The 22,687-nt window shown below is 77.2% G+C and carries 15 protein-coding genes; 5 read left to right on the top strand and 10 right to left on the bottom strand.

Annotated elements, in window-relative coordinates; all coding sequences use genetic code 11:
• Positions 1-11: 11 nt before the first annotated feature.
• Positions 12-1,136, bottom strand: a complete 1,125-nt coding sequence (locus CHF16_RS12225; protein ID WP_089326104.1) for a helix-turn-helix domain-containing protein — start codon at positions 1,134-1,136, stop codon at positions 12-14.
• Between the two features lie 127 nt (positions 1,137-1,263).
• Between CHF16_RS12225 and CHF16_RS12220 the strand changes: the two genes are divergently transcribed.
• The 3 genes from CHF16_RS12220 to CHF16_RS12210 are packed head-to-tail and all read left to right on the top strand — an operon-like array spanning position 1,264 to position 4,859.
• Positions 1,264-2,616, top strand: a complete 1,353-nt coding sequence (locus CHF16_RS12220; protein WP_179271492.1) for a flavin-containing monooxygenase — start codon at positions 1,264-1,266, stop codon at positions 2,614-2,616.
• On the top strand, positions 2,613-3,458 hold the full coding sequence (locus CHF16_RS12215) for an SDR family NAD(P)-dependent oxidoreductase (protein WP_089326103.1): 846 nt from the start codon (positions 2,613-2,615) through the stop codon (positions 3,456-3,458). Before CHF16_RS12220 ends, CHF16_RS12215 begins: the two co-directional genes overlap by 4 nt.
• Positions 3,459-3,497: 39 nt before the next feature.
• Complete coding sequence (locus CHF16_RS12210; RefSeq protein WP_089326102.1) at positions 3,498-4,859, top strand: MFS transporter; 1,362 nt, start codon at positions 3,498-3,500, stop codon at positions 4,857-4,859.
• A 9-nt stretch (positions 4,860-4,868) separates the two neighbouring features.
• On the opposite strand, the gene CHF16_RS40860 is transcribed toward CHF16_RS12210, so the two are convergent.
• The 9 genes from CHF16_RS40860 to CHF16_RS12165 form a co-directional block, all read right to left on the bottom strand.
• The gene (locus tag CHF16_RS40860) at positions 4,869-6,593 is read right to left on the bottom strand and encodes a serine/threonine-protein kinase (protein WP_089326101.1); all 1,725 of its coding nucleotides are present in this window, start codon (positions 6,591-6,593) and stop codon (positions 4,869-4,871) included.
• A 68-nt stretch (positions 6,594-6,661) separates the two neighbouring features.
• A complete protein-coding gene (locus CHF16_RS12200; protein ID WP_089326100.1) occupies positions 6,662-9,976 on the bottom strand; it encodes a hypothetical protein in 3,315 nt (1,104 codons plus the stop codon).
• 33 nt (positions 9,977-10,009) lie between these two features.
• Entirely contained in the window at positions 10,010-13,066 is a 3,057-nt protein-coding gene (locus CHF16_RS12195) for a coiled-coil domain-containing protein (protein ID WP_089326099.1), read from the bottom strand.
• Positions 13,063-13,707, bottom strand: coding sequence for a DprA-like winged helix domain-containing protein (locus tag CHF16_RS12190; protein ID WP_089326098.1), 645 nt, complete (start codon positions 13,705-13,707; stop codon positions 13,063-13,065). Before CHF16_RS12190 ends, CHF16_RS12195 begins: the two co-directional genes overlap by 4 nt.
• Positions 13,704-14,282 (bottom strand): hypothetical protein, encoded by a 579-nt coding sequence (locus CHF16_RS12185; RefSeq protein WP_089326097.1) that lies wholly within the window; start codon positions 14,280-14,282, stop codon positions 13,704-13,706. Before CHF16_RS12185 ends, CHF16_RS12190 begins: the two co-directional genes overlap by 4 nt.
• The gene (locus CHF16_RS12180) at positions 14,279-15,484 is read right to left on the bottom strand and encodes a hypothetical protein (protein WP_089326096.1); all 1,206 of its coding nucleotides are present in this window, start codon (positions 15,482-15,484) and stop codon (positions 14,279-14,281) included. The genes CHF16_RS12185 and CHF16_RS12180 overlap by 4 nt, the downstream gene beginning before the upstream one ends.
• Positions 15,485-15,599: 115 nt before the next feature.
• Positions 15,600-17,042 carry an aldehyde dehydrogenase gene (locus CHF16_RS12175; protein WP_089326095.1) on the bottom strand — a complete coding sequence of 481 codons (1,443 nt, stop codon included), beginning with the start codon at positions 17,040-17,042 and terminating at the stop codon, positions 15,600-15,602.
• 159 nt (positions 17,043-17,201) lie between these two features.
• Positions 17,202-17,639 (bottom strand): cytidine/deoxycytidylate deaminase family protein, encoded by a 438-nt coding sequence (locus CHF16_RS12170; protein WP_089326094.1) that lies wholly within the window; start codon positions 17,637-17,639, stop codon positions 17,202-17,204.
• On the bottom strand, positions 17,632-18,318 hold the full coding sequence (locus CHF16_RS12165) for a RibD family protein (protein ID WP_218826636.1): 687 nt from the start codon (positions 18,316-18,318) through the stop codon (positions 17,632-17,634). Before CHF16_RS12165 ends, CHF16_RS12170 begins: the two co-directional genes overlap by 8 nt.
• Before the next feature lie 118 nt (positions 18,319-18,436).
• Between CHF16_RS12165 and CHF16_RS12160 the strand changes: the two genes are divergently transcribed.
• Positions 18,437-19,564 carry an exonuclease SbcCD subunit D gene (locus CHF16_RS12160; RefSeq protein WP_089326092.1) on the top strand — a complete coding sequence of 376 codons (1,128 nt, stop codon included), beginning with the start codon at positions 18,437-18,439 and terminating at the stop codon, positions 19,562-19,564.
• Between the two features lie 70 nt (positions 19,565-19,634).
• Positions 19,635-22,658, top strand: a complete 3,024-nt coding sequence (locus CHF16_RS12155) for an AAA family ATPase (protein WP_089326091.1) — start codon at positions 19,635-19,637, stop codon at positions 22,656-22,658.
• Positions 22,659-22,687: the final 29 nt, after the last annotated feature.

Below are 22,687 nucleotides of genomic sequence, written 5' to 3'. Positions count from 1 at the left end.
GCCGGGAGGGGTCAGGCCGGGGCGAGCCAGGCGCGGCACAGCCACCAGGCGTTGACGCCGCCGAAGGTGTCGGCCGCGTCGATGCCGGTGGCGTCCGCGAACCGCTGGACCCTGTTGCGCACCGTGTTGGGGTGGACGAACAGGGCCTCCGCGGCGGCGGTCACGTCGCGGCCCGCCTCCAGCCAGGCGCACACCGCGCGGGCGACCGGCACGGCGTTCGCGCCGAGGTCCGCGCGGGCCGCACGGTACCGGTCGAGCAGGATGGACGCGAGGTCGGTGCGGTCGGCCGCCGCCGCGACCACGGCCACCTCGGCGATGTGCACCGCCCCGGTCCGCCCGGTCGCCTCGGCGGCGGCGAGCGCGGAGACGGCGAGCCGGCGCGCGGCGGCCAGGTTCTCCGCCTCGGCGGGCCCGGCGAGCCCGGCCACCGCCCCGCCGGGCGGCATCGCGGGCGGCGCGGCCGTCACCGTGAACCGCAGGCCGTCCAGCAGCGCGGACAGCGCCGGCGGCCGGACGGGCGGGTGGCCGCGCCCGGCGCCGGACGGGCGGGCCGCCAGCACCCACAGCGCGCCGCCGGCGGGCAGGCCCGCCTCGGCGGCGGCGAGCGCGGCGGCCGAACCGCCGTCCAGCAGGCGCCGCAGCAGCGCCGCGTCCCGCTCGCCCCGCCCCGGCCCGGCCCCCGCCGCCTCCGCGCGCGCCTCCCGGTGCGCCCGGATCAGCCGGGACCGGACGGCCTCGGCCCAGTCGTCGTACAGCTCCCGCGCGTCCAGCAGCAGCTCCGCGCCGACGCCCTCGTCGGCGGCGAGCTCCCGGACCCGCGCCCAGATCCCGCGCTCGGCGACGTGGACGGCGCTCAGCACCGCCTCGACCGGCACGCCCTGCCGGGCGCGGGTCACGCCGAGTTCGGCGACGAACGCCAGCTCGCCCTCGGTCGGCCCGCGCCGCGCCGCGATCGCGCGGGTGGCGGCCGCGAGCAGCGCGCGGGTGTGCCCGGCGATGTCGGCGGGCGGCAGGACCGACATCTCCCGCACCACGGAGGTCACCCCGGCGACCACGGACGGCAGGAGGTCCTCCTCGCGGGAGATCCGCTCGATGAGGTTCATCACCGGCGCCCAGTCGGCGTCGCGCTGAGTCATGGACCCGATTGTGGTGCGCCACAACGTCCGCGGCCAAATCCGTGCCGCCCTCCATGTCAGCGGGGGCGTCCGGTTTCTAAGGTTGGAGGACACCACAAGCCGACGTGTCGTCTTCAGGAGTGCCCTCATGATCTCTGCCCGCCGTGCCGCCGTGATCGGCGCCGGGCCGGCCGGCCTCGCCGCCGGCAAGGCCCTGCGCGACGCGGGCGTGGAGGCCGTCCTCTACGAGCGGGGCGACCGCGCGGGCGGGCTGTGGGTGCGCGACGCCTGCCACTCGCCCGCGTACGCGTCCCTGCACCTCAACACCAGCAAGGGGCGCACCGAGTTCGCCGACTTCCCGATGCCCCGGCACTGGCCCGACTACCCGTCCGCCGACATGGTCGCCGGATACCTGGAGGACTACGCGGAGCGCTTCGGCCTCGTCCCGCACATCCGCTTCAACAGCCCCGTGGTGTCGGTCGAGCGGGACGGCGCGGACGGCCCGTGGACGGTCGCCACCGAGGCGGGCGAGACCGACCGGTACGACGCCGTCGTGGTTGCCAACGGCCACAACTGGGCCCCCCGGTGGCCCGACCCGGCGCCGCCCGGCGAGTTCGCCGGCGCCCAGCTGCACGCGCACGCCTACCGCGACGCCGAGCAGTTCCGCGGCAAGCGCGTCCTCGTCGTCGGCATGGGGAACTCGGCCATGGACATCGCCGTGGACGCCTCCCACGTCGCCGCCGGCCCGGTGCTGCTGTCGGCGCGGCGCGGCGTCCACATCGTCCCGAAGTACCTGTTCGGACGCCCGTCCGACGCGACCGGCGGCGCCCTCGCGGTGCTGCCGTGGCGGACCAGGCAGCGCGTCGCCGAGACGATGCTGCGGCTCGCCGTCGGCCGCCCGCAGGACTACGGCCTCCCCGCCCCGGCGGGCGGCCTGTTCCAGAACCACCCCACGATCAGCGACACGATCCTGCACCGCCTGACCCACGGCGAGGTGGCGCCGCGGCCGGGCATCGCCCGCTTCGACGGGGACGAGGTCGTGTTCACCGACGGCACCGCGGACCCCGTCGACGTGGTCGTCTGGGCGACCGGCTACCGGGTGAGCATCCCGTTCCTGCCCCGCGACGTGGTGGGCGCCGACCCCGAGCGGCTCCCGCTCTACAAGCGGGTCTTCCACTTGGAGGAACCCGGTCTGGCCTTCGTCGGGCTGATGCAGTCCACGGGCGCCGCGCTGCCGATCGTGGAGGCCCAGGCCAAGCTGGCGGCGGCCTACTTCGCCGGCGCCTACGGGCTGCCGCCGCCGGCGCGGCGGCGGCGCGACGTCGCCCGCGCGCTGCGCGAGGCGACCGAGCGGTGGGGCGACCGGCGCCCCATGATGCGCGTCGACTTCGATCGGTACATGGCCGAGCTGCCCCGCGAGCTGAAGGCCGGCCGCGCCCGGCTCGCGCGCGGCGCCGCCCGGCCCTTCACCCCGGCCCACCGCGAGGAGACACCGGCATGAGCACACCCCGCCCGACCGGCGGCCGCGACCCGCGCGGCCTGCGGGTCCTCGTCACCGGCGCGTCCGGCACGTTCGGCCGCGCGATCTGCGCCCGGCTGAGCGGCCGGGGCGCCCGCGTCGTGGGCCTGGACCTCGCGCCCCGGCCGGACGACCCGGTCGAGGTCCTGGCCTGCGACATCACCGACGACGCGGCCGTGCCCGCCGCCGTGGCCGCGGCGATCGAGCGGCTCGGCGGGCTCGACCTGCTGATCAACAACGCCGGGATCGGCGGGCCCGCCCCGGCCGAGCTGCCGCCCGGCGACGAGGTCCGCCGCCAGCTCGACATCAACCTGCTCGGCGCCTGGCGGGTGACGTCGGCGTGCGTGGACGCCCTCGTCGAGTCGCGGGGGCGCGTCGTCATGCTGACGTCCCGCATGGCCGTCATGCAGCTGCCCCTGGCCGCCGCGTACGGCGCGTCCAAGCGGGCGCTCGTCGCCTACGCGGACGCGCTGCGCATGGAGATCGGCACCCACGTCGGCGTGACGTGCGTGTACCCGTCGGCGGTGCGGAGCCCGATCCACGACTCGACCGCCGCCGCGGGGCTGTCCCTGGAGGGCGTCAGCGTCTACGAGCCGCTGGAGGGCGTCGTGGACGCGGTGATGCGCGCCGCCCTGTCCCGCCGCCCCCGCCGGGACGTGACGACGACCCGGCGCGGCGCCGTCGAGTTCTTCCTCGCCCGGCACCTGCCCGCGCTGACCGACCGGATCGTCGCCCGCACGTTCGCCGGACGCGTCCGCTCGGGCGCGTTCGCGGGCGCGGAACTGGCGGCCGGCGTCGTTCGCCGGCACACGGGACGCGGGTGAGCGGATGAGCCGCAGGGTGGGCGGCCGGATGGGCCGCCGATGAGCACCGCCGCGCCGGCGCGGTCCGGCACCGGGGCCCGGGCCAGCGGCCGCGACCTCGCCGGGTACGCCGCCGGGTCGCTCGGCATGGGCGTGTGGGTCACCGTCCCCGGCCTGCTGCTGCTGTACTTCATGACGCACACGCTCGGCGTGGCGCCCGCCCTCGCCGGGCTCACGCTGCTGCTGCCCAAGATCATCGACGCGGTCGCACACCCGGTGTTCGGGACGCTGTCGGACCGGCAGGCGCGCCGCACCGGGCACCGCCGCGGCATGCTGCGCTGGGGGCTGCTGCTGGCGGTCGCCTGGATCGGGCTGTTCTCGGTGCCGGGCGGCCTCTCCGGCTGGACGGCGGCACTGTGGGTCGGCTGCTTCTACATCGCCGGGAACGTCCTGTACGCGTGCTTCCAGGTGCCGTACCTGACGACGCCGTCGGACCTGCGGATCGGCTACCACGAGCGCACCCGCGTGTTCATGTACCGGATGCTGCTGCTCACCGTGGGCCTGCTCGGCGCCGGGGTCGCGGCCCCGGCGCTGGTGTCGGACGGCGGGCGCGGCGACTACGCGCGGATGGCGGTCCTGCTGGCGGGGGTGCTCGCCGCGACCGGCGCCGTCGCCGTCGTCTTCGTCCGGCGGCTCACCGACCGGTGCGGGTTCAAGGTCCCGGAGGGGCAGGGCCACTCCGCCCTCGCCGACGTCCGGACCACGTGGCGGGACCGCGAGTTCCGGGCGCTGGTGCTGTCCTACCTGTTCACCGGGATCACCACGCACCTGTTCCTCGCCGCGGTGCCGTTCTACGCCGAGTACGTGCTGGACGACGAGGGCCTCACCGCCGTGCTCATGGGCGCCTTCCTCGTCCCCGCCGCGATCGCCGGGCCCGTGTGGTCGAGGGTGTCGCGGCGGACCGGCAAGCAGCGCGCGCTGCTGCTGTGCCAGGGCGCGTTCGTCGCCGGCCCCCTCGCCCTGTGGCCCGGCGACGAGCTGGGACTGCCCGTGACCGCCGCCGTGATCGCCATGCTCGGCACCGCCTTCGCCGGCCTCCAGCTCTTCGCGTTCTCGCTGGTCCCGGACGTGGTGGCCGCCGCCGAGGCGCGCGGGACGGCGCGCGCGGGCGCCTACACCGGCGTCTGGACGGCGACCGAGGCGACCGGCACCGCCATCGGCCCGTACGTGTACTCCGCCGCCCTGGCCTTCGGCGGTTTCGTCTCCACCACCGAGGGCCAGGCGGTGGCCCAGCCCGACTCGGCGCTGCTGGCCCTCCTCATCGGCGTGACCGCCGTCCCCGCCGCGCTGATGGCGGTCGCCGTCGTGTTCCAGCGCCGGTTCTCCCTCGACCGGGCGCCCGCGGACGAGCCGGCGTCTTAGCCGCGCCCCCTAGGACCACTCCGCCTTCGCGAGGATCTTGTCGAGGTCCGGGGTGCTCCACTCGTCCAGGATGAGCAGCCTGGGCTGAGCCAGGTACCAGTACCGCTGGACGTAGGACGGCCCGGCGGGCTGGAACTGCCGGGCGCCGGTCATGAAGACGCACCTGAGGCGGAACTCGCGGTACTCGGCCTGCCGCGTCCCGAGGGGGGTGGTCGCGCTGCGGGCGGGCCGCTCCCGGTCGGACCCGGCGCCGATGCCGTTGAGGTCGCCATGGTGCGGGCAGTCGCGGAACGCCTCGGTCTCCGGGCCCCAGGGCTGGTTCAGCCGGAACCTGTTCCAGCCGGTCTCGCCGTCGTTGGCCCACGGCTCGCTGATCACCAGGAAACCCGGGCAGTTGTTCTGCCAGATCCGGGCGTCGCGCCCCTGGGGCGGGGCCTGCCCGATCGTCTTCGGGGAGCAGGCGCCGGGGGTGCTCACCCAGTAGTTCCCCTGGGGATCGCCCGGCACGTCCGTCAGCGCGGTGCGCCGCCATGCGGTCGGGACCGTGACCGAGAGCCCGCCGAACGACATCCGCTGCCCGGACGGCGTGGGTGTGGGGGCGGCGGCGACGGCGGCGTTGTCGTCGGGCCGCGTCGCGGCGTAGACGCCGACGCCGGCGGCGGCGCTGCCCGTCACGGCCGCCCCCGCGATGGCGACGCCCGCCTTGCCGCCGACCGCGGACAGGAACCCGCCCGACCCGGACGCCGCGCCGCCCGTCCCGGCCGCCCCGGCGGTCCCGGCCGTCCCCGCGCCCGCCGTCCCGGCGGCTCCGGCGGTGCCCGCGCTCGCCGCGCCGGCGGTGGCCGCTCCCGCGCCCGCCGGGACGAGCCCGGCGGCGGCGAGCGGGAACAGGGCGGCGAGGGCGGCCGCCGCGACGGCCAGGGCGCGCACGCCGCGCTGCTCCCAGTCCGGCCCGTAGGACGCGACGGCGATGCGGTCGAGCTCGGACGTGAAGTGCGCCGCGCTCGGCGGGCGGTGGGAGGGGTCCTTGGCCATCCCCTGGAGCACCAGGGTGCGCAGCGGCTCGGGGACGTCGTCCGCCGGGACGGGTGCGGTGGCGTGCTGGCCCATCAGCGCCATCCGGTCGTCGGCCCGGTAGGGCCGCTCGCCGGTCACGCACTCGTAGAAGACGCACGTCGCGGCGTAGACGTCGGTGGCGGGGGTGGCGGGCCCGCCGCGCCACTGCTCCGGCGCCATGTAGATCGGGGTGCCGGAGCGGTCGGACTCGCCCGCCCACACGGCGATGCCGAAGTCGATGAGCTTGCTGAGCCCGTCCGCGCGGACGACGACGTTGGCGGGCTTGTAGTCGCGGTGGACGACCCCGGCCGCGTGCGCGGCGGCCAGCCCGCGCAGCGAGCCCTTGAGCACCAGCAGCGACGCCTCGGGCCCGAGGGCGCCGTGCTCGGCGAGCACCCGCTTCAGCGAGACGCCCTCGACCGCCTCCATGATGAGCGCCGTGCCCTGCTCGTGCTCGACGAGCCGGTAGAGCCGCGCCACGTGCGGGTCGTCGACCCGGCCGAGCATCTGCGCCTCGTGGCGGAAGGCGGCCTTGGCCGCCGGGTCGGCGCCGGCCGGCAGGTACTTGATCGCGACGGGCGTGCCCGTCCGGGCGTGCCGGGCCAGCGCCACCCGGCCCTGCGCCCCGCGGCCGAGCTCGCGCACCTCCTCGAACTCCGAAACGCGCCATTCCGCCACGGGGCACCTCTTTCCGGTCCTGCTTGATCGTTCCAGTCATGTGACGCGGCGGAACGGGGGAAGGTTGGTCACTCTTTCGACACGAGGATGCCACGGGCGGTGAACGCCACGTCCGGGTCCGGGTGGGCGCGCAGGGTGCGCAGGACGTCCCGCCACTCCGCCGGCCAGCCGACGCGGGGCCCGTGCCCGCCGGCGAGCGCGCACGCGAACAGGCCGCCCGCCGTGTCGCCGCGCCCGGCGAGCCGCTCCGCGTGCGGACGCACCTCGTCGGGGTCGGCGAACCCGGGGTGCGGGCCGTCCGCGAGGGCCTCGGCCACCCGCCGCACGGCGAGCACCGGGGCGCCCGCGCAGGCGTCGGCGAGCGCGTCCACGGCCGGGTCGTCGTCCCAGCGCACGGTGGCGGCCGCCAGCTCCCGCGCGAGCTGCGCCGGGAGCTTCTCCGCGACCGCCCGCAGCACGGGTTCGGCGGAGTCGCGCCGGTTCGCGGCGGAGCGCCGGAGCACGTCGGCCAGCGCCGCCAGCCGCTGCGCCGCCGGAAGGTCCCGCTCGGGCTCGGCGTCCGCGACGTCCCCGGCCTCCGCGAGCGCCGCGGCGGCGTCCGCGAGCGCGCCTGCCCCGGTGCCGCCCACCGCGCAGCCCGCGAGCGTGAACAGCGCGGTGCGCCAGCTCCGCGTCTCGCCGAGGTCGGTGAGGACGGCCGCCAGCCGCGCCGGGATCTCCGGCGCCCACTGCGCCCACCGGCCGAGCGCCGACAGCGCCGCGTCGGACGCCTCCGGGTCGGGGGAGCGCGCCACCCGCACGACGAGCGCGGCGTAGTCGGCGCGGAACGCGTCCTCGATCTCGTGCGGCCACGCGCCGAGTACCTGGCGCGCGAGGTCGCGCGGCCCGCCCGCCGCCTCGGCGAGGATCCGCCGCGCGACCGGGTCGGCCATGTGCGCCCGGACGGCGGACGCGATCGCCGCGCGCACGTCCCGGTGCTGGCCGGGGTCGTCCCACGCGGCGCCGACGATGTCCATCGCCTCGGCGGCGCGGGTGCGCAGCAGGATGCGCAGCGCCTCCTTCCGCGCGGTGATCTTGCCGCCGGCCAGCACCGGGCGCAGCAGGTCCGCCAGCGCCGACGGCCGGACGAACCGCGCCGCGCGCGCCGCCGCGTAGACGGCCACGTGGGCGTCGTCGGACGAGGCGTGCGCGAGCAGGTCGGGCAGGACGTCCTGCGGGCGGGCGGTCCAGGGCGCGGCCGTCAGCGCGGCCCGGCGCAGGCGCGCGTCGGCGGACTCCAGGTACGGGCGGAGCCGGCCGGCGTCCACCCCCGGGACCTCCGCGATGGCCGCGACCGCGCGGGCCCGGTCGGCGTCGGGGAGCCGCTCGTCGCCCGCGACCCGGTCGAGGAGGCGCAGGTAGGCGGCGTGCTGCCGGGCCGTCCACGCGCGCATCCAGCGCGGCTCCATCCACGGCACGTAGGTGACGCCGCCGCGCCGGAACCGCCCCTCGGGCGTGGACTCCGCCAGCACGAGGTGCAGCAGGTCGGTCCGCTCCGCGGCGATCGCGGCGAGGACCGGCGGGAGCCCCACCGTGGACGGGTCCGCGGCGACGACGCGCTCCACCCGGTCGCCGCGCGTCGCGGGCGGCGCCAGCCAGTACGCGACCGCCTCGCGGATCACGCCGTCGTCGCGGGCGCCGGCGGCCTTCTCCAGCGCGTCCTGGAGGGCCGGGACGCCGTGGGCGCGGCGCCCGAGCGCGCGGGCGAGCATCAGCGCGAGCACGTGGTCGTCGCGGCGCGCGCCGTCGTCGAGCAGCGGAGCGAGCCGCTCCACGAGCCAGTGCTCCTGCCCGCGCCGCAGCACGAGGTCCAGCCGGCCGAGCGGGACGTGGGAGGCGCTGCCGATGACGCGCCTCAGCAACCCGATCCCGGCGACCGTCAGCGCGCCGTCGTCGCGCATCGCGCCCTGCCGGAAGAACGCGCTGCCGAGCTGGACGAGCGCCAGGCGGGTGGCGTTCGAGCAGTCGCGGGCGTTCAGCGCGTCCTCGGCCAGCCGCTCGGCGGCCGGGGCGTGCCCGGCCTCCAGCGCCGCGCCGGGGACCTCCGCGAGCGCCCGCAGCGCGGCGACCCGCACCGGCTCCTGCTCGTTGCGCAGCCGCCCGAGGGACTCCAGCAGCGCCGACAGCACCGCCGGGTCGCGCTCGCGCCCGGCGCACGCGGCGAGCAGCGCGTACCCCGCCGCGCGCTCGTCGGCGTCGGGCCGCCGCGTCAGCTCCTCCAGGACGGGCCGGGCCTCCTCGAAGGGCAGGTAGGCCGACACGGCCCGGACCCGCTGCGGGTGCTCGGCGACCGCGCGGAGCCCGAGCATCCGGCGCGCCTCCCGGACCCGCACGGCGCGCGGCAGGACGTTCATCAGCCCGTCCCCGAACTCGCGCGCCGCCAGGTCGACGCCGTCCATCGCCGCGTCGAACAGCGCGCCGCGCCGGGACGGCGGCACCGCCGACAGCAGCAGCGCCAGCGCGTACTCGTCCTCGCGGAGGGCGCGCGCGACGGCGGCGATCCCGTCGCCGCCGACGCGGACGAGCCGGTCCCGGAAGGAGCGCCGGTGCACCAGCGTGGTCAGCATCGTCCGGGCGCCGTCCGCCAGCAGCAGCCGCAGCGTGCGCTCCGGCTCGGCTTCCAGCAGCGCGCCGATCCGCGGCTGGAGCGCGTACGGCAGCCCGCCCGCGTGCCAGTACTCCTCCAGGAGGCCGAGCACCCGCCCGGGGTCGTGCCGCACCGCCGCCGCGACGCCCGGCCCGTCCCAGTGCCACCAGGTGGAGCGCGCGCCCGGCGTCAGCTCGGCGAGGCCGCGTTCGGCGTGGTCCAGGAATGCCTCGGCGTGGGCGCGGCCCAGCGTGTGCGCGTTCGGGACGGCGTGCGAGAGCGGCCCGAGCCGCTCGGCCACGCGCTCCGGCGTGCAGGCGGGCAGCAGCGCGGCGGCCTCGTCCGCGCCCCACCGCTCCAGGACCGGCCCGATGAGCGCGTCCGCGAGGTCGGCGCGGCGGTGCCGGCGCACCGCCCGGTACGTCGCGGCCCTGATCGCCTGCGGGGCGTCCATGAGCCGCTCCGCGAGCGGTTCCGGCGCGGTCGCGTACCGCACCGCCAGCCGGGTCGCCCGCAGCGCGAGCACCGCGTCCGGGTCGCCGGTCGCCGCCACCAGGTGCGCGAGGGACGCCTCGTCCCGCGAGGCGGCGGCGATGAGCAGCGCCGCCGACCGCTCGTAGTGGCCGCGCGCGCCCAGCTCGGCCAGCAGCGCGGCGAGCTCCGGAGTGCCCCGGGAGGCCCGCAGCGCCGTCAGGCGGCGGACGCGGGCGCGGTACGGAAGGGGCTCGATCTCGGCGATCAGGTCATCGGCGTGCATGGCGCGCAATCGTGCCGGATCTCCCGCCCCGGTTCACTCGCTTTTCCGCTCCTCGGGCGCGGGCCGGGACGCGGTGATCTGCTCGGCGAGCATGCGGACCCGGGACTCGTGCTCGTCGTAGCCGACGACGACCGGCGGCTCGTTGTAGGGCATCGTGTCCGACGAGCGGCGCAGCTTCACGTACTGGCCGCACGCGTCGATCGCGTACGGCTCCATGTCGTCCTGGAGGGCGCCGATCACCGTGATGCCGTGCGTCTCGCCGATCTTGCGGAACAGCGCGACGGCCTCCTTGCGGTGCTCCTTGCCGAGGTTGCGGCCCAGCTCGTCCAGGACGAGGCAGAGCCGCCCGCCGCCGGAGCTGGCGAGCGCCGCCGCGCACACCAGCTTCACGGCCTTCTCGTCCATGAGCGCGGTGTTGGCGCGCCGGTTGTAGGGGACGTACCGCTGCCCGTCCGAGCGGCGCCACTTCGGCGTGACCCGCCACCGCCACTCCTGCTCGGGGTCGCCCGGCTGCTCCGGCGTCGGGAACTCCAGCGTCGCGCCGTACCCGCCGTACGCGAGGTCCAGCTTCTCGAACTCCTCCGCGACCCGCTGGAGGCGGGTGCGGATCGCGGCGGTCAGCGCGGTGCGGTGCGCCTCCGCCGCTCCCGCCGCCTCCGTCGCGCCCTTCTGCGCCTTGTCCAGGTCGGCGCGGCGCGCCGACAGCTGCACCTCGATCTGCCGCCGCTGGTGCCGCTCGTAGTCCTCCCGCCGCCGCAGATGCCCCTCCAGCGCCTGCGCGAGGCGGGCGAACGTGGCCTGCTCCCGGTCGGTGCGGCGGCCCTCGCCCTCGGCGCGCTCGCGCAGCAGGAACCGGATCTCCTCCGGCATGTCCTCGTCGGACGGCCCGTCGGGGAACACGCGGCGCAGCGCCTCCGACAGGTGCTTCTCGGCGGTGTGCCACCACTCGGCGGGCGTCCAGGTCGCCTCGTCGTCGTCCAGGCCCGACAGCCATTCGGCGGCGGCTTCGCGGGAGCCGCCCCAGTCCTTCTCCAGGGCGTCCAGGCCCAGCGCGGCCCGCCTGTCGGCCAGCTCGGACGACGCCCGGCGGATCGCGGCGCGCTCCTTCTCGCGGGCCTCCTTGCGGCCGCGCAGCCGGTCGATCTCCAGCGCGCGCGTGTCTGCCTTCGCTTGGAGCCGCCTCAGCGTCTGTTCCGCCGAACCGAGCCGTGGGCCGAGCCGCGCCTCGCCGCCCGCCAGCTCCTCAAGGCTCTCGCGCAGCTCCGCCATGCGCTCGCGGACGTCGTCCAGCTCCTGCGCTGCGCGCGCGCCGCTCAGACGGCGGCCGGCGAGGGCCACGTCGGCGGCGGCGTCGGCCGTGGCCTGCCGCGCGTCCTCCAGCGCCTCGGTCGCGGCCTCCAGTGCCGTCCGGGCCGCCTGGACGCGGGCCACGCGGCCGGTGACCGGCTCGGTGAAACCGCCGATGACGACCGTGCCGGTGCCGTCGCCGTCCAGGGCCGTGAAGAACCGCCCCAGCGCCCGCTCGCACCGCACGCCCTCGGGCAGCCCCTCGCCGCCCGCCGGCACGATCATCGAGCCGGGCAGCCCGGAGAGGGCCGCGACGGCGGCGTCCAGATCGTCCGCCGCGACGACGACGGCCTCCCGGTACGGCCACAGCGCGGCCTCCCAGCGTTCCCGGACGTCCTCGGCCAGCTCGACCGCGTCCAGCAGGCCGACCGCCGTGATGCCGGCCGCCTCCAGCGCGCGGATCTGCTCCGGCGCGCTGCTCTGCCCAGCCTCGGCCTCGGCCAGGGCCCGCTCCGCGCGCGCGACGGCGCCCTTGGCCATCCCGTACTCCTGCTGGGCCTCGTCGCGGCGTGCCTCGGCCTCCTTCAGCTCGGCGCGGGCCGTGTCGGCGTCCCGGCCGTCGGCCTCCCGCTGTCGCTCCTCCAGCGCCGACACCTGCCGGCGCAGGTCGTCCATCCGGCCCCGGGCGACGGCCTTGTCCGCGGCGAGCCGGTCGGCCTGCGCCTTCAGCTCGGCGAGCGCCGCCTGCGCCTCCTGGACCTGCGCGTCCAGCGCGCCGCCGGTGAGCTGCTCGATCTCCCGCTCCGCGGCCTTCGCCGCCTCCGCCAGCTCCGCGCCCTCGCGGTGCAGCCGCTCCTGCTCGGCGGCGTGCGCGGCGTCGGCCTCCGCCGCGTCCACCAGCAGCCGCGCCCGCCGCGTCCGCCAGTGCCGCAGCGCCGCCGCCACCTCCTCGCGCGCGCGGTCGTGCCGGTCGAACGTCTTCAGCAGGCTCGCCGCCTCCCGCTCCCACCCGGCGAGCCGCTCGGCGGCCTCCGCCGCCTTGGCGCGCTCCCGGTGCTCCTCGGCGCGCGACCTGCGCTCGGCCTCCAGCTCCCGGTCCAGCCCGGTCAGCGCCGCGATCGCGCTGAAGACCCGCTCCGGGCTGATCTCGTTCAGCGGCTGCGACAGCAGGTTCGTCGCGACCTTCGACCGCACCGACGTCGACAGGAACGACACGCACCGGACCTGCCCGCCGTACAGGACGCGGGTCAGGTCCTTGGCGACCACGTCGCGCCGCCCCGCGCTGCGGGGGAGGCTCGCCCACAGCCGGTCGGCGAGCGCCACCCGGTCGGCCTCCGACGGCGCCGACGCCAGGTACACGCCCTGCCGCCACCGGATCTCCAGGTGCGGCGCGTCCGCGTTGACCCGCAGCCACACGGTCACCGCCGAGCCGTCCTCCACCGGCTCGGGGTGGTCGAAGACGCCGACGATGTAGCCGTGGTCGGCGCTCGCCCACCGGCTGTCGCCCTGCGCCGCCAGCTCCGCGTTGAAGAGCAGCTCGGCGACCGCCCGCGCGCCCGACGCGAACCGCCACTGCTCGTCCCCGAGCAGCGCGGTGATCGCCGCGATGAACGACGACTTGCCCGCGCCGTTGGAGTCCTTCGGGCCCTGCCCGGCCACCACGATCAGCGTCCCCGGCACGGTCGGCACGGGATGCGTCGACAGCCGCGAGATGTTCACCGCCTGCACGGCCACGAGCGTCCGGTCGCCGACCACGTTCTCGGTCTCGCGCGCGGCCACCATCGGTTCGGTGCGGGCCGTCATGTGCTCTCCCCCCGTCCCCGCCGCCGCGCCCGGATCGCCGCGGCGAGCGGCGAGTCCGGCCCGGCGGCCAAGATCAGCTCTTCCTGCAGCCGGCGGCGCGCGGCATCGGTCAGCCGGTGGAACTGCGCCCCCGGCACGAACCCCCCGGCCTCGTCCGGGCCCGCCTTCACCTGCGCCACCAGCCCCGCCAGCCGCAGCCGGCGCAGCGCCGCCTCGAGTTCCCCGACCGGCAGCTGCGTGCGGCGGCGCAGCTCGTCCACCGGCGTCGGATGCGGCGACAGCCACGAGTCGTCCGCCAGCTGCCCGGCCGCCCGCGGGATCGCCACCGAGTGGATCAGGACCAGCGTCAGCACGGCGCGCTCGCGCACCCCCGGGACGCACGCCGGGTCCTCCGCCAGCGCCTCGGCGACCTCGTCGCGGTAGCCGGAGATCCAGCGGGTCTGCTCCGAGCGGATCAGCGTCCGCCCGTTCAGCGCGAGCATCTGCTCGACCGCGCGCCGCAGCGCCGGCTCCCGCAGCGCCGCGAACCGCACCTCCGGCACCGGTTCCGCCGCGTGCTCGACCGCCATGTAGGCCGCCACCACCTCGGCGCGCCGCCGCTCGTCGAACCCCCGCAGCACGCCCTCGTACAGCCCGCTCACCCGTCCTCCTCGCCGGCGTCCGGCCGCGGGGCTTCCGCGGGTCCGGGGTCCTCGGGCTCGGGAGCCGGGGGCTGGGGGAGGCGCGGCAGGAGGTCGCGGAGGGAGGCGAGGGAGGGCTCGGGCCACAGCGCCGTGCGGGGCCCCGGGCGGGCGGTGCCGGCGAGCTCGTCCAGGATCAGCCAGCCCGTGTCGGACAGGCGGCGCAGCTCGCCGGTGGCCCAGCGGCGGGCCAGGTCGGTGTCGCCGCGGGTCATGTCCGCGTAGACCCGCAGGATGTCCGCGACCGGGGCGGGGGAGCCCGGCCAGGGGGCGTCGTCGAGGCGGGTCCAGCAGCAGCGCAGCGCGGCGGCCAGGACGCGGCGGGCCTGGCCCGCGCGGTCCAGCGGCATCGGGGCGGTCTCGTACTCCTCCAGCAGCGCGGGCGTCGCGCCGTCCGGCCACTCGGGCAGCAGCCACACGCGGCCGGCGTCCGCCGCCGCGACCACGCCCGGCGGGACGGGGTCGGACGCGGCTGCCGCCGGCCCGCCCAGCAGCCGGGCGCGGGCGCGGGCCAGCACGTGCGGGTCCACGCTCACCGGCCGGTCCTCTCGAACCAGCCCGGCGACACCCAGGTCGGCGCGCCCTCGGGACGCGCGGCCAGGCCGTCCGACCACGCGAGCCGGTAGGGCAGCTCGGGGTGCTGGTGCGCGGCGGCGAGGTCGGCGAGCACGCGGCGGGCCGCCGCCCAGTCGCGGTCCAGGACGTCCTCGACCGCGACCCGGTCCCGGCCGCGCAGGACCTGCTCGGCGACCTCGCGGAGCCGCTCCGCCGCCGCGGTGTCCGCGCCGGTGTCGCCCGACAGCCCCGCGTCCGGGACCGACGGGCGCGGCGGCGCGGGACGCGGCGGCGTGGCGCGCGGGCCGTCCTCCACGGCCGCCACCACCGCGGCCGGCTCGTGCCAGGGCGCCGGGGCGTCGAACACGAACCCGTCCAGGACGGCCGCGAGCTCCTCGCGGGACGCCGTGCGCGTGAACGTCCGCCACGTCTCGGGCGGCAGCAGGGTGAGGTTGCGGGTGGTGCCCGCCGAGTCCGACAGGCGCGCGGCGGCGCGGCGGGACGCGTCGCCGTAGGCGTAGATGGCGGCGCGCAGGTCGGTGCACGTGCGGTCGAGCTGCGGCCACCGCCGCAGGATCGCGCCGTGCAGCCGCTCGGCGCGCAGCAGGATCTCCTCCGTGCCCCACAGCTTCGGCGCCTGCTCGCGCAGCTCCTCGATCGTGCCGTTGGTGAGGGTGACCAGCTCGACGCTCCACAGCCGGAACGCGCGCGCCAGGCCCTCGGCGCCGTCCCGCGCCTGCTCGGGCGTCATCCGGGGGTCGGCCACGTTGAGCTGCTCCAGCGCGAGCAGCCGGTGCATCTCGCTCTGCCCGCCGTCCAGCATCATGCGGCGGACGAACATCAGCCCGACCACGCTGGTGAACGACGCCCGGTAGCGCAGCTGGTTCGGCTTCGGGAACACCTCCCGGATCGCGCCGAGGCCCTTCAGCACCCGCAGCCGGTTCTCGAACACCTCCGGCGGGTAGCGGCGGCACACGTACCGCATCTGCTCGCGGCTCAGCCCGTCCTCGCCCGCGTCGGCGAACGCGGCGAGCAGCGTCTCGGCGACGTCGACCAGCTCGGGGTCGTCGACGACCGCGCCGCTGTCGCGGGCCAGCGCCGCGAACATCTGCCGGTACACGCCCAGCACGGCCTCGCCGACCAGGACGTCGTCGAGCGTGCCGCTCTCGGAGGGTTGGGACACGGCGAACTACGGTACGGCCCCCGCGCGGCCAACGTGGAATCGAGACGCCGCAGGCCCGCCCGCGGGCGGGCGGGCCGGGGAGGCCCCGGTGGGGCGCCGGGGCCTCCGGGGCGGGTCAGGCGGTCGGGGCCGGGTGCGGGATGGACTTGTGCTCCAGGTAGGCGCGCAGCCCCTCCGGGCCCAGCTCGCGGCCCATGCCGCTGTTCTTGAACCCGCCGAACGGGGTGTTCGGGTCGAGGGTGTACATGTTGACGCCGCAGCTGCCGGTGCGGATGCGGCGGGCGACCTCGACGCCGTGCTCGACGTCGGACGTCCAGACCGAGCCGCCGAGGCCGTAGTCGCTGTCGTTGGCGATCCGGACGGCGTCGTCCTCGTCCTCGTACGGGATGAGGACGAGCACCGGCCCGAAGATCTCCTCGCGGGCGATGCGCATGTCGTTGCCGACGTCGCCGAACACGGTCGGGGCGACGTACCAGCCCCGGTCGCGCGGCCGGTCCAGCCCGCCGGTGATCAGCTTGGCGCCCTCGTCCTGGCCGATCCGGATGTAGTTCTCCACCCGCTCCTGCTGCCGCTTGGCGACCAGCGGGCCGATCTCCGTGGCGTAGTCGGCGGGGTCGCCCACATTGAGCCCGCCGACCATGGTGGCGAGCGCGTCGGCGACCTCGTCGTAGCGGCGGCGGGAGGCGAGGATGCGGGTCTGCGCGGCGCACGCCTCGCCGTTGTTCATCAGCGAGGCCAGCTTGAAGCCCTCGACGGTGGCGGCGAGGTCGGCGTCGTCCAGCACGATCGCGGCGGACTTGCCGCCGAGCTCCAGGGTGACCCGCTTGAGCTGCTCGCCGCACACCGCGCCGATCTTGCGGCCGGCGGCGGTGGACCCGGTGAAGGAGACCTTGTCGACGTCGGGGTGGGCGACGAGGTAGGCGCCGACCTCGCGCCCGGCCGGGACGAAGTTCACCACGCCGTCCGGGATCCCCGCCTCCTTGATCCACTCGGCGAGCAGGTAGCTGTCGAGGGGCGTCTCCGGGGACGGCTTGGCCACCACCGTGCACCCGGCGATCAGCGCGGGCGCGAGCTTGAGCATCAGCGTGAACTGCGGGACGTTCCACGGCACGATCGCCGCGACCACGCCGACCGGCTCCTGGGTGACCGTGACCGGCCCGAGCATGCCCTGCCGCTCCTCCTCCCAGGTGTAGGTGGCGGCGAGGTCCACGTAGTACTGCAGGACCATCTGCGGGATGGCGGCTTGGCCGAACACCGAGAACATGATCGGGGAGCCCATCTGCGCGGTGCAGAGGTCGGCCATCTCCTGCTGCCGCTCGGCGTAGATCGCCGACAGCCGGCCGACGATCTCGGCGCGCTCGGCGGGCGTCATCCGCGGCCAGGGGCCCTCGTCGAAGGCGCGCCGCGCCGCCGCCACCGCCGCGTCGATGTCGCCCTCGGTGCCCTCGGGCACCCGTCCGATGACCTCCTCGGTGTGGGGGGAGATGACGTCGATCGTGGCGGTGCCGGCCGGGGCGGCCCACTCGCCGCCGATGAACAGCCGATCGTGCTCGCGCATGGTGCTGTGCCTCCCTGCCCGCGGGCGAGTTCGGTTAACCGAATGCTTGCTTGGGCACAGCATCGCATGAGGTCCCCGGGCGTTGGCAAGAGGAATGAGACTCGCGTCTCGCTCGGAGTCCAGTCCCACTCGGGATCCAGTCCCAGTCGGGGTCGGGGCTCACTCGCGGTCCAGGAGATGCCGGTTGGGTCCGCGCGCGCGTTCCGCGAGGCCGGGCAGCTCCACCACCGCGACGCCCGCCGCCTCCAGCAGCTCCGCGCCCGTCCCCGCCGCGAACAGCTGCGGCTCGCGCCAGGCGAACACGACCCGCCGCGCGCCCGAGGCGATGATCAGCTCGGCGCAGGGGCGGGGACGGGACGCGCGGTGCGCGCACGGTTCGAGGGAGCTGTAGACGGTCGCGCCGTCCAGCGGGCCGGGCGCCTTGGCGAGCGCGGCCTCCTCGGCGTGGTCGTGCGGGTCCGCCTCGCGGGAGAAGCCGCGCGCCACCTCCCGGCCGTCCGCGCCGACGATGACCGCGCCGACGGAGAACGCCGTCTCCGACGGCGGGCACAGCGCCGCCAGGTCGCAGGCCAGCGCCAGCCAGGCGCGGTCATCCACGCGGGGCTCCGGCCCGGTAGCGCAGCAGTGCCAGGTCGCCGATCCGGGTGACCTCCTCCAGGCGCATCGGACGGTCCGGCGACTGCGGGAAGACCCCCGAGCGGACGAAGCGCGGCGCGGCGGGGTCGCCGATGAAGAACGGCGCGACGACGAGCTGGATCTCGTCCACGGCGTCGGCGGTGAGGAACAGCGTGTGCACCCCGCCGCCGCCCTCGACCATCAGCCGCCGGACGCCGCGCCCGGCGAGGTCGGCGAGCACCTCCCGCAGGTCGAGCGGGTCGCCGGCGGGGACGACCTCGGCCAGCCCGGCCAGCCGGGGCGCCAGCTCCGCGGCGGGGGCCGGCGGAGCGTACACGAGCTTCGGCGCCTCGCCCGTGGTGAAGAACCGGGCGCCGGGATCCAGGTCGCCGCTCCAGGTCAGCGTCACCTTCACCAGGTCGGCGGGCAGCCCGCGCGCGACGCGCCGCTCCCGCCGCGCGGCGGAGCGGACCAGCAGCTTCGGGTCGTCGGCCCGCACCGTCCCGGCGCCGACCAGGATCGCGTCGCAGTCCGCCCGCACCGCGTCCACCCGGTCGAAGTCGGCGGGGCTCGACAGCCGTAGCCGCTCCGGCGTCGCGTCGTCGATGTAGCCGTCGGCCGACATGGCACAGCTCAGCAGCACGTAGGGACGATCACTCACGCCGCCACACTACGGGAGCCGCGGCGCGCGGCATCCGCCCGGCGTTCCAAGATCCTTTGGGATGGCTCGGCGTTTCTGCGCCGGATGTGTCGGAGGGGGTGCCTATGGTTGCTGCGACATGCGATTCCTGCACACCTCCGACTGGCATCTCGGCAGATCGTTCCACCGCGAGGACCTGCTGGCCGCGCAGGCCGCGTTCGTCGACCACCTGGTCGAGACCGCCGCGGCGGAGGACGTCGACTGCGTGCTGGTCTCCGGCGACGTCTACGACCGGGCGCTGCCCGCGGTCGACGCCGTGAAGCTGTGCAACGAGGCGCTGGTGCGGCTCGCCGAGCACGCCCGGGTGGTGCTGATCGCCGGCAACCACGACTCCGCGCGCCGGCTCGGGTTCGGGTCCGCGCTGATGGACGCCGCGGGCGTGCACGTCCGCACCGACTTCGCCGCCGTGGGGGAGCCAGTCGTCATCGGGGACGCCGCGGTCTACGGCATCCCGTACCTGGAGCCCGAGCTCGTCCGCCACCCCTGGGAGCTGGACGAGCGCAGCCACGCCGCCGCGCTGGCGGAGGCCATGCGCCGCGTCCGCGCCGACGCGGCGGGCCGCCCCGAGCGCTCGATCGTGCTGGCGCACGCGTTCGTGACGGGCGGCGCGTCCAGCGAGAGCGAGCGCGACATCTCCGTCGGCGGGTCCGCGCAGGTGTCGGCGTCGGTGTTCGACGGCGTCGACTACGCGGCGCTCGGCCACCTGCACGGCGCCTGGCGCATCACCGACCGCGTCCGGTACTCGGGGTCGCCGCTCGCGTACTCCTTCTCCGAGGAGAAGCACGTCAAGGGCTCCTGGCTGCTCGACGTCACCGAGGCCGGGGTGAGCGGCGAGTTCGTGGAGGCGCCGGTCCCGCGCCGCCTCGCGCGGCTGCGCGGCCGGCTCGACGACCTGCTCGCCGACCCGTCCCACGAGGCGCTCGAAGACCGCTGGCTGCAGATCACGCTGACCGACCCGCGCCGCCCGTCCGCGGCGATGGAGCGGCTGCGCCGCCGGTTCCCGCACACGCTCGTGCTCGGCTTCGAGCCCGACGGCGGCGGGGAGGGCACCGCCCGCACCTGGTCCGACCGCGTCCGCGAGCGCTCCGAGCCCGACATCGCGGGCGACTTCGTCGCCGAGGTCACCGACGGTCCCGCCACCCCGGCCGAGCGCGCCCTCCTGCACGAGGCGTTCGAGGCGTGCCGCCGCAAGGAGGCCCTGGCATGAGCGGCGCCGGCGTAGGCGGCCTCGGCATGAGCGGCGCCGCCGTGCCGCGCGGCGGGCGGGAGGGGGCCGCGTGAGGCTGCACCGGCTCGAGGTCGCGGCGTTCGGCCCGTTCTCCGGTACCGAGGTCGTCGACTTCGACGCGCTGTCCGACGCCGGCCTGTTCCTCATCCACGGCCGGACGGGCGCGGGCAAGACCAGCATCCTGGACGCGGTGTGCTTCGCCCTCTACGGGCAGGTGCCCGGCGTCCGCAACAGCGTGAAGGGGCTGCGCAGCGACCACGCGCCGCCCGGGGCCGGGCCGCGCGTGGTGCTGGAGGCGACCATCCGGGGCCGCCGGCTGCGCATCACCCGGTCGCCCGCCTGGGAGCGCCCGAAGCTGCGCGGTTCCGGCACGACGACCGAGCACGCCAAGGTCGTCCTGGAGGAGTTCGAGCACGGCGCCTGGACCGGCCTGACCACCCGGCTGGACGAGGCGGGCGACCTGGTGTCCCGCCTGCTCGGGATGAACGCCGTGCAGTTCTGCCAGGTGGTGCTGCTCCCGCAGGGCGAGTTCGCCGGGTTCCTGCGGGCCGGGGCGGACGAGCGCCGCCGGGTCCTGGAGCGGCTGTTCGCCGCCGAGGTGTTCGCGCAGGCCGAGAAGTGGCTGGCCGAGCGGCGCGCCGCGACCGGCCGGGAGGCCGCCGAGCTGGGCGCCGCCGCGGCCTCGATCGCCGACCGGATCGCCGAGACGACCGGTGCGCCGCCGCCGCGCGGGGAGCCCGCCGCCGTCCCGAAGCCGCGCCGCGGGGAGCCGGTCGTGGAGCCGTTCGCCGAGGTCGAGGCGCTGCCCGCGTGGGCGGCGGAGCTGGCCGGCGGGCACGCCGACCTCCGCGCCGCCGTCGAGGAGATGCGGGCCGGTGTCGCGGAGGCGCTGCGGGCCGCCCGCGAGGAGCTCGACGAGGCGCGCGCGCTCGCCGACCGGCGCCGCCGCCACGCCGAGGCCGTCGCCCGCCGCGACGCGCTGGCCGCCCGCGCGGAGGAGAAGTACCGGATGGCGTCGCGGCTCGACGCCGCGGCCCGCGCCGACCGGGTCGTCCCGCTGGTGCGGGACGTCCGCGACCGGCACGCCCGTGCGGTGCAGGCGCGCCGCTGGGCCGAGGAGACCCGCGGCCGCGTCGCGGGGCTGCTGCCGCCGAAGGCGCCCGAGGACGTCCTCGCCAAGGCCGAGCGCGCCCGCCGCGACGAGGCCGCCGCGCTGGAGGGCCGCCGCCGCGAGACGGCCCGGCTGGAGCGGATCGAGGAGGAGCGGGCGGCCGTCGCGCGCGAGCTCGCGCGGCTCGAACCCGAGGAGGCCCGGATCGAGGCGGCGCTCGCCGACCTGCCGGGCGTCCTCGCGGCGCGGCAGGCCGAGCTCGACGCGGCCAGGGCCGCGGCCGCCGGGCTGGCCGGCGCCGGGGCGGCCGAGGAGGCGGCGCGGCAGCGGCTCGACGCCGCCCAGCGCCGCGACCGGGTCGAGCAGCTCCTCGCCGAGGCGGAGGCCGCGCACCGCGACCGGGTCGACGCCGCGCAGGGCGCGCGCCAGCACGTCCTCGACCTGCGCCAGGCGCGCCTCGACGGGATGGCGGCGGTCCTCGCCGGCGAGCTGGAGGACGGCGAGCCGTGCCTGGTCTGCGGCTCGGCGGACCATCCCGCCCCCGCCGCGTCCCCCGGCGCGATCCCGACCGAGGAGCAGATCGACGCCGCGCAGGCCGCCGCCGACCGGGCCCAGGAGGACCGCGAGGAGAGCACCCGCCGGGTGGAGGCGCTCCGCACCGAGCGCGACGGCCTCCTCCAGACCGTCGGAGAGGCCGCGGTCGAGTCGCTGAGCGAAGAGGTGGAGGAGGCCGCGCGGGCCGTCCGGGAGACGGCGGCGCGCGCCGCCGAGGCCGAGCGGCTGGAACTCGCCCTCCACCGGGACGAGCAGAATCTCGAGCAGGCCCGCGCCGAGCGCGACGAGGTGTCCGGCCTGCTCACCGAGAACCGCACCCGCGACCGGGAGCTGGCCGACGAGCGGGCCCGGCTGGCGGCGGAGCTCGACGAGGCCCGCGGCGAGGACCCGACGCTGGAGGCGCGCATCGCCCGCCTCGGGCGCGAGGCCGAGGCGCTCGCCGCGGCCGCCGAGGCGCTGCGCGCCGCCGGCCGGGCCGAGGAGGAGCTGGCCGCCGCCCGCGCGAAGGCGCGGCAGGAGGCCGCGGAGCAGGGGTTCGAGACGGCCGACGAGGTCGAGGAGGCCGCGCTGCCCGACGAGGACCAGGGCGTCCTGCGCGACCGGATCCGCCACCTCGACGACGAGGAGGCGCAGGTCCGCGCCCTGCTCGCCGATCCGGACCTCGCCGCGGCCGCCGCCGCGCCCGCGCCCGACCTGCCCGCGCTCGAGGCGGCGGTGCGGGTGGCGGAGGCGGCGCACACCGCGGCCGCGAACGCCGCCGACCGCGCCCGCTGGCGCTGCGACCGCCTCGCCGAACTGCGCGCGGACCTCGCGGCGGCGGTGCGCGCGTGGCGCCCGGCCGCCGAGCGGTACGAGGTCGCCGAACGCCTCGCCGGGCTGGCGTCGGGCAAGCACCCCGCGAACCGGCACGCCATGTCGCTGTCGGCGTACGTGCTCGCCGCACGGCTGGAGCAGGTCGTCGCCGCCGCGAACGAGCGGCTGTCGCGCATGTCCGGCGGCCGCTACGCCCTCGCCCACACCACCGACCGGGCGGCGGGCGACCGCACCAGGGGCGCGGGCGGCCTCGGCCTCCGCGTCGCCGACGCCTGGACGGGCCTGGAGCGCGACCCCGTCACCCTGTCCGGCGGCGAGTCGTTCATCACGTCGCTGTCGCTGGCCCTCGGCCTGGCCGATGTCGTCACCGCCGAGGCGGGCGGCGCCGAGATCGGCACGCTGTTCGTCGACGAGGGCTTCGGCACCCTCGACGAGGAGACGCTCGACGAGGTCATGGACGTCCTCGACGGCCTGCGCGACGGCGGCCGGGCGGTCGGCATCGTCAGCCATGTCGCCGAACTGCGCGCCCGCATCCCCGCCCAGCTCCGCGTCACCAAGAACCGCGCCGGCTCCACCGCGGCGACCGTCGTCTGACCCGCCCCCGCCCGGCCCGTCGCTGAGGG

Source organism: Actinomadura meyerae (assembly GCF_900188445.1).
GTDB classification, from domain to species: Bacteria; Actinomycetota; Actinomycetes; order Streptosporangiales; family Streptosporangiaceae; genus Spirillospora; species Spirillospora meyerae.
This window is presented reverse-complemented; position numbering and strand designations above follow the sequence as displayed.

What these genes read in the sequence shown, in the direction of transcription:
- CHF16_RS12225 (WP_089326104.1), bottom strand. Translation starts at nt 1,136, where the DNA reads ATGACTCAGCGCGACGCCGACTGGGCGCCGGTGATGAACCTCATCGAG.
- CHF16_RS12220 (WP_179271492.1), top strand. Translation starts at nt 1,264, where the DNA reads ATGATCTCTGCCCGCCGTGCCGCCGTGATCGGCGCCGGGCCGGCCGGC.
- CHF16_RS12215 (WP_089326103.1), top strand. Translation starts at nt 2,613, where the DNA reads ATGAGCACACCCCGCCCGACCGGCGGCCGCGACCCGCGCGGCCTGCGG.
- CHF16_RS12210 (WP_089326102.1), top strand. Translation starts at nt 3,498, where the DNA reads ATGAGCACCGCCGCGCCGGCGCGGTCCGGCACCGGGGCCCGGGCCAGC.
- CHF16_RS12200 (WP_089326100.1), bottom strand. Translation starts at nt 9,976, where the DNA reads ATGCACGCCGATGACCTGATCGCCGAGATCGAGCCCCTTCCGTACCGC.
- CHF16_RS12195 (WP_089326099.1), bottom strand. Translation starts at nt 13,066, where the DNA reads ATGACGGCCCGCACCGAACCGATGGTGGCCGCGCGCGAGACCGAGAAC.
- CHF16_RS12175 (WP_089326095.1), bottom strand. Translation starts at nt 17,042, where the DNA reads ATGCGCGAGCACGATCGGCTGTTCATCGGCGGCGAGTGGGCCGCCCCG.
- CHF16_RS12160 (WP_089326092.1), top strand. Translation starts at nt 18,437, where the DNA reads ATGCGATTCCTGCACACCTCCGACTGGCATCTCGGCAGATCGTTCCAC.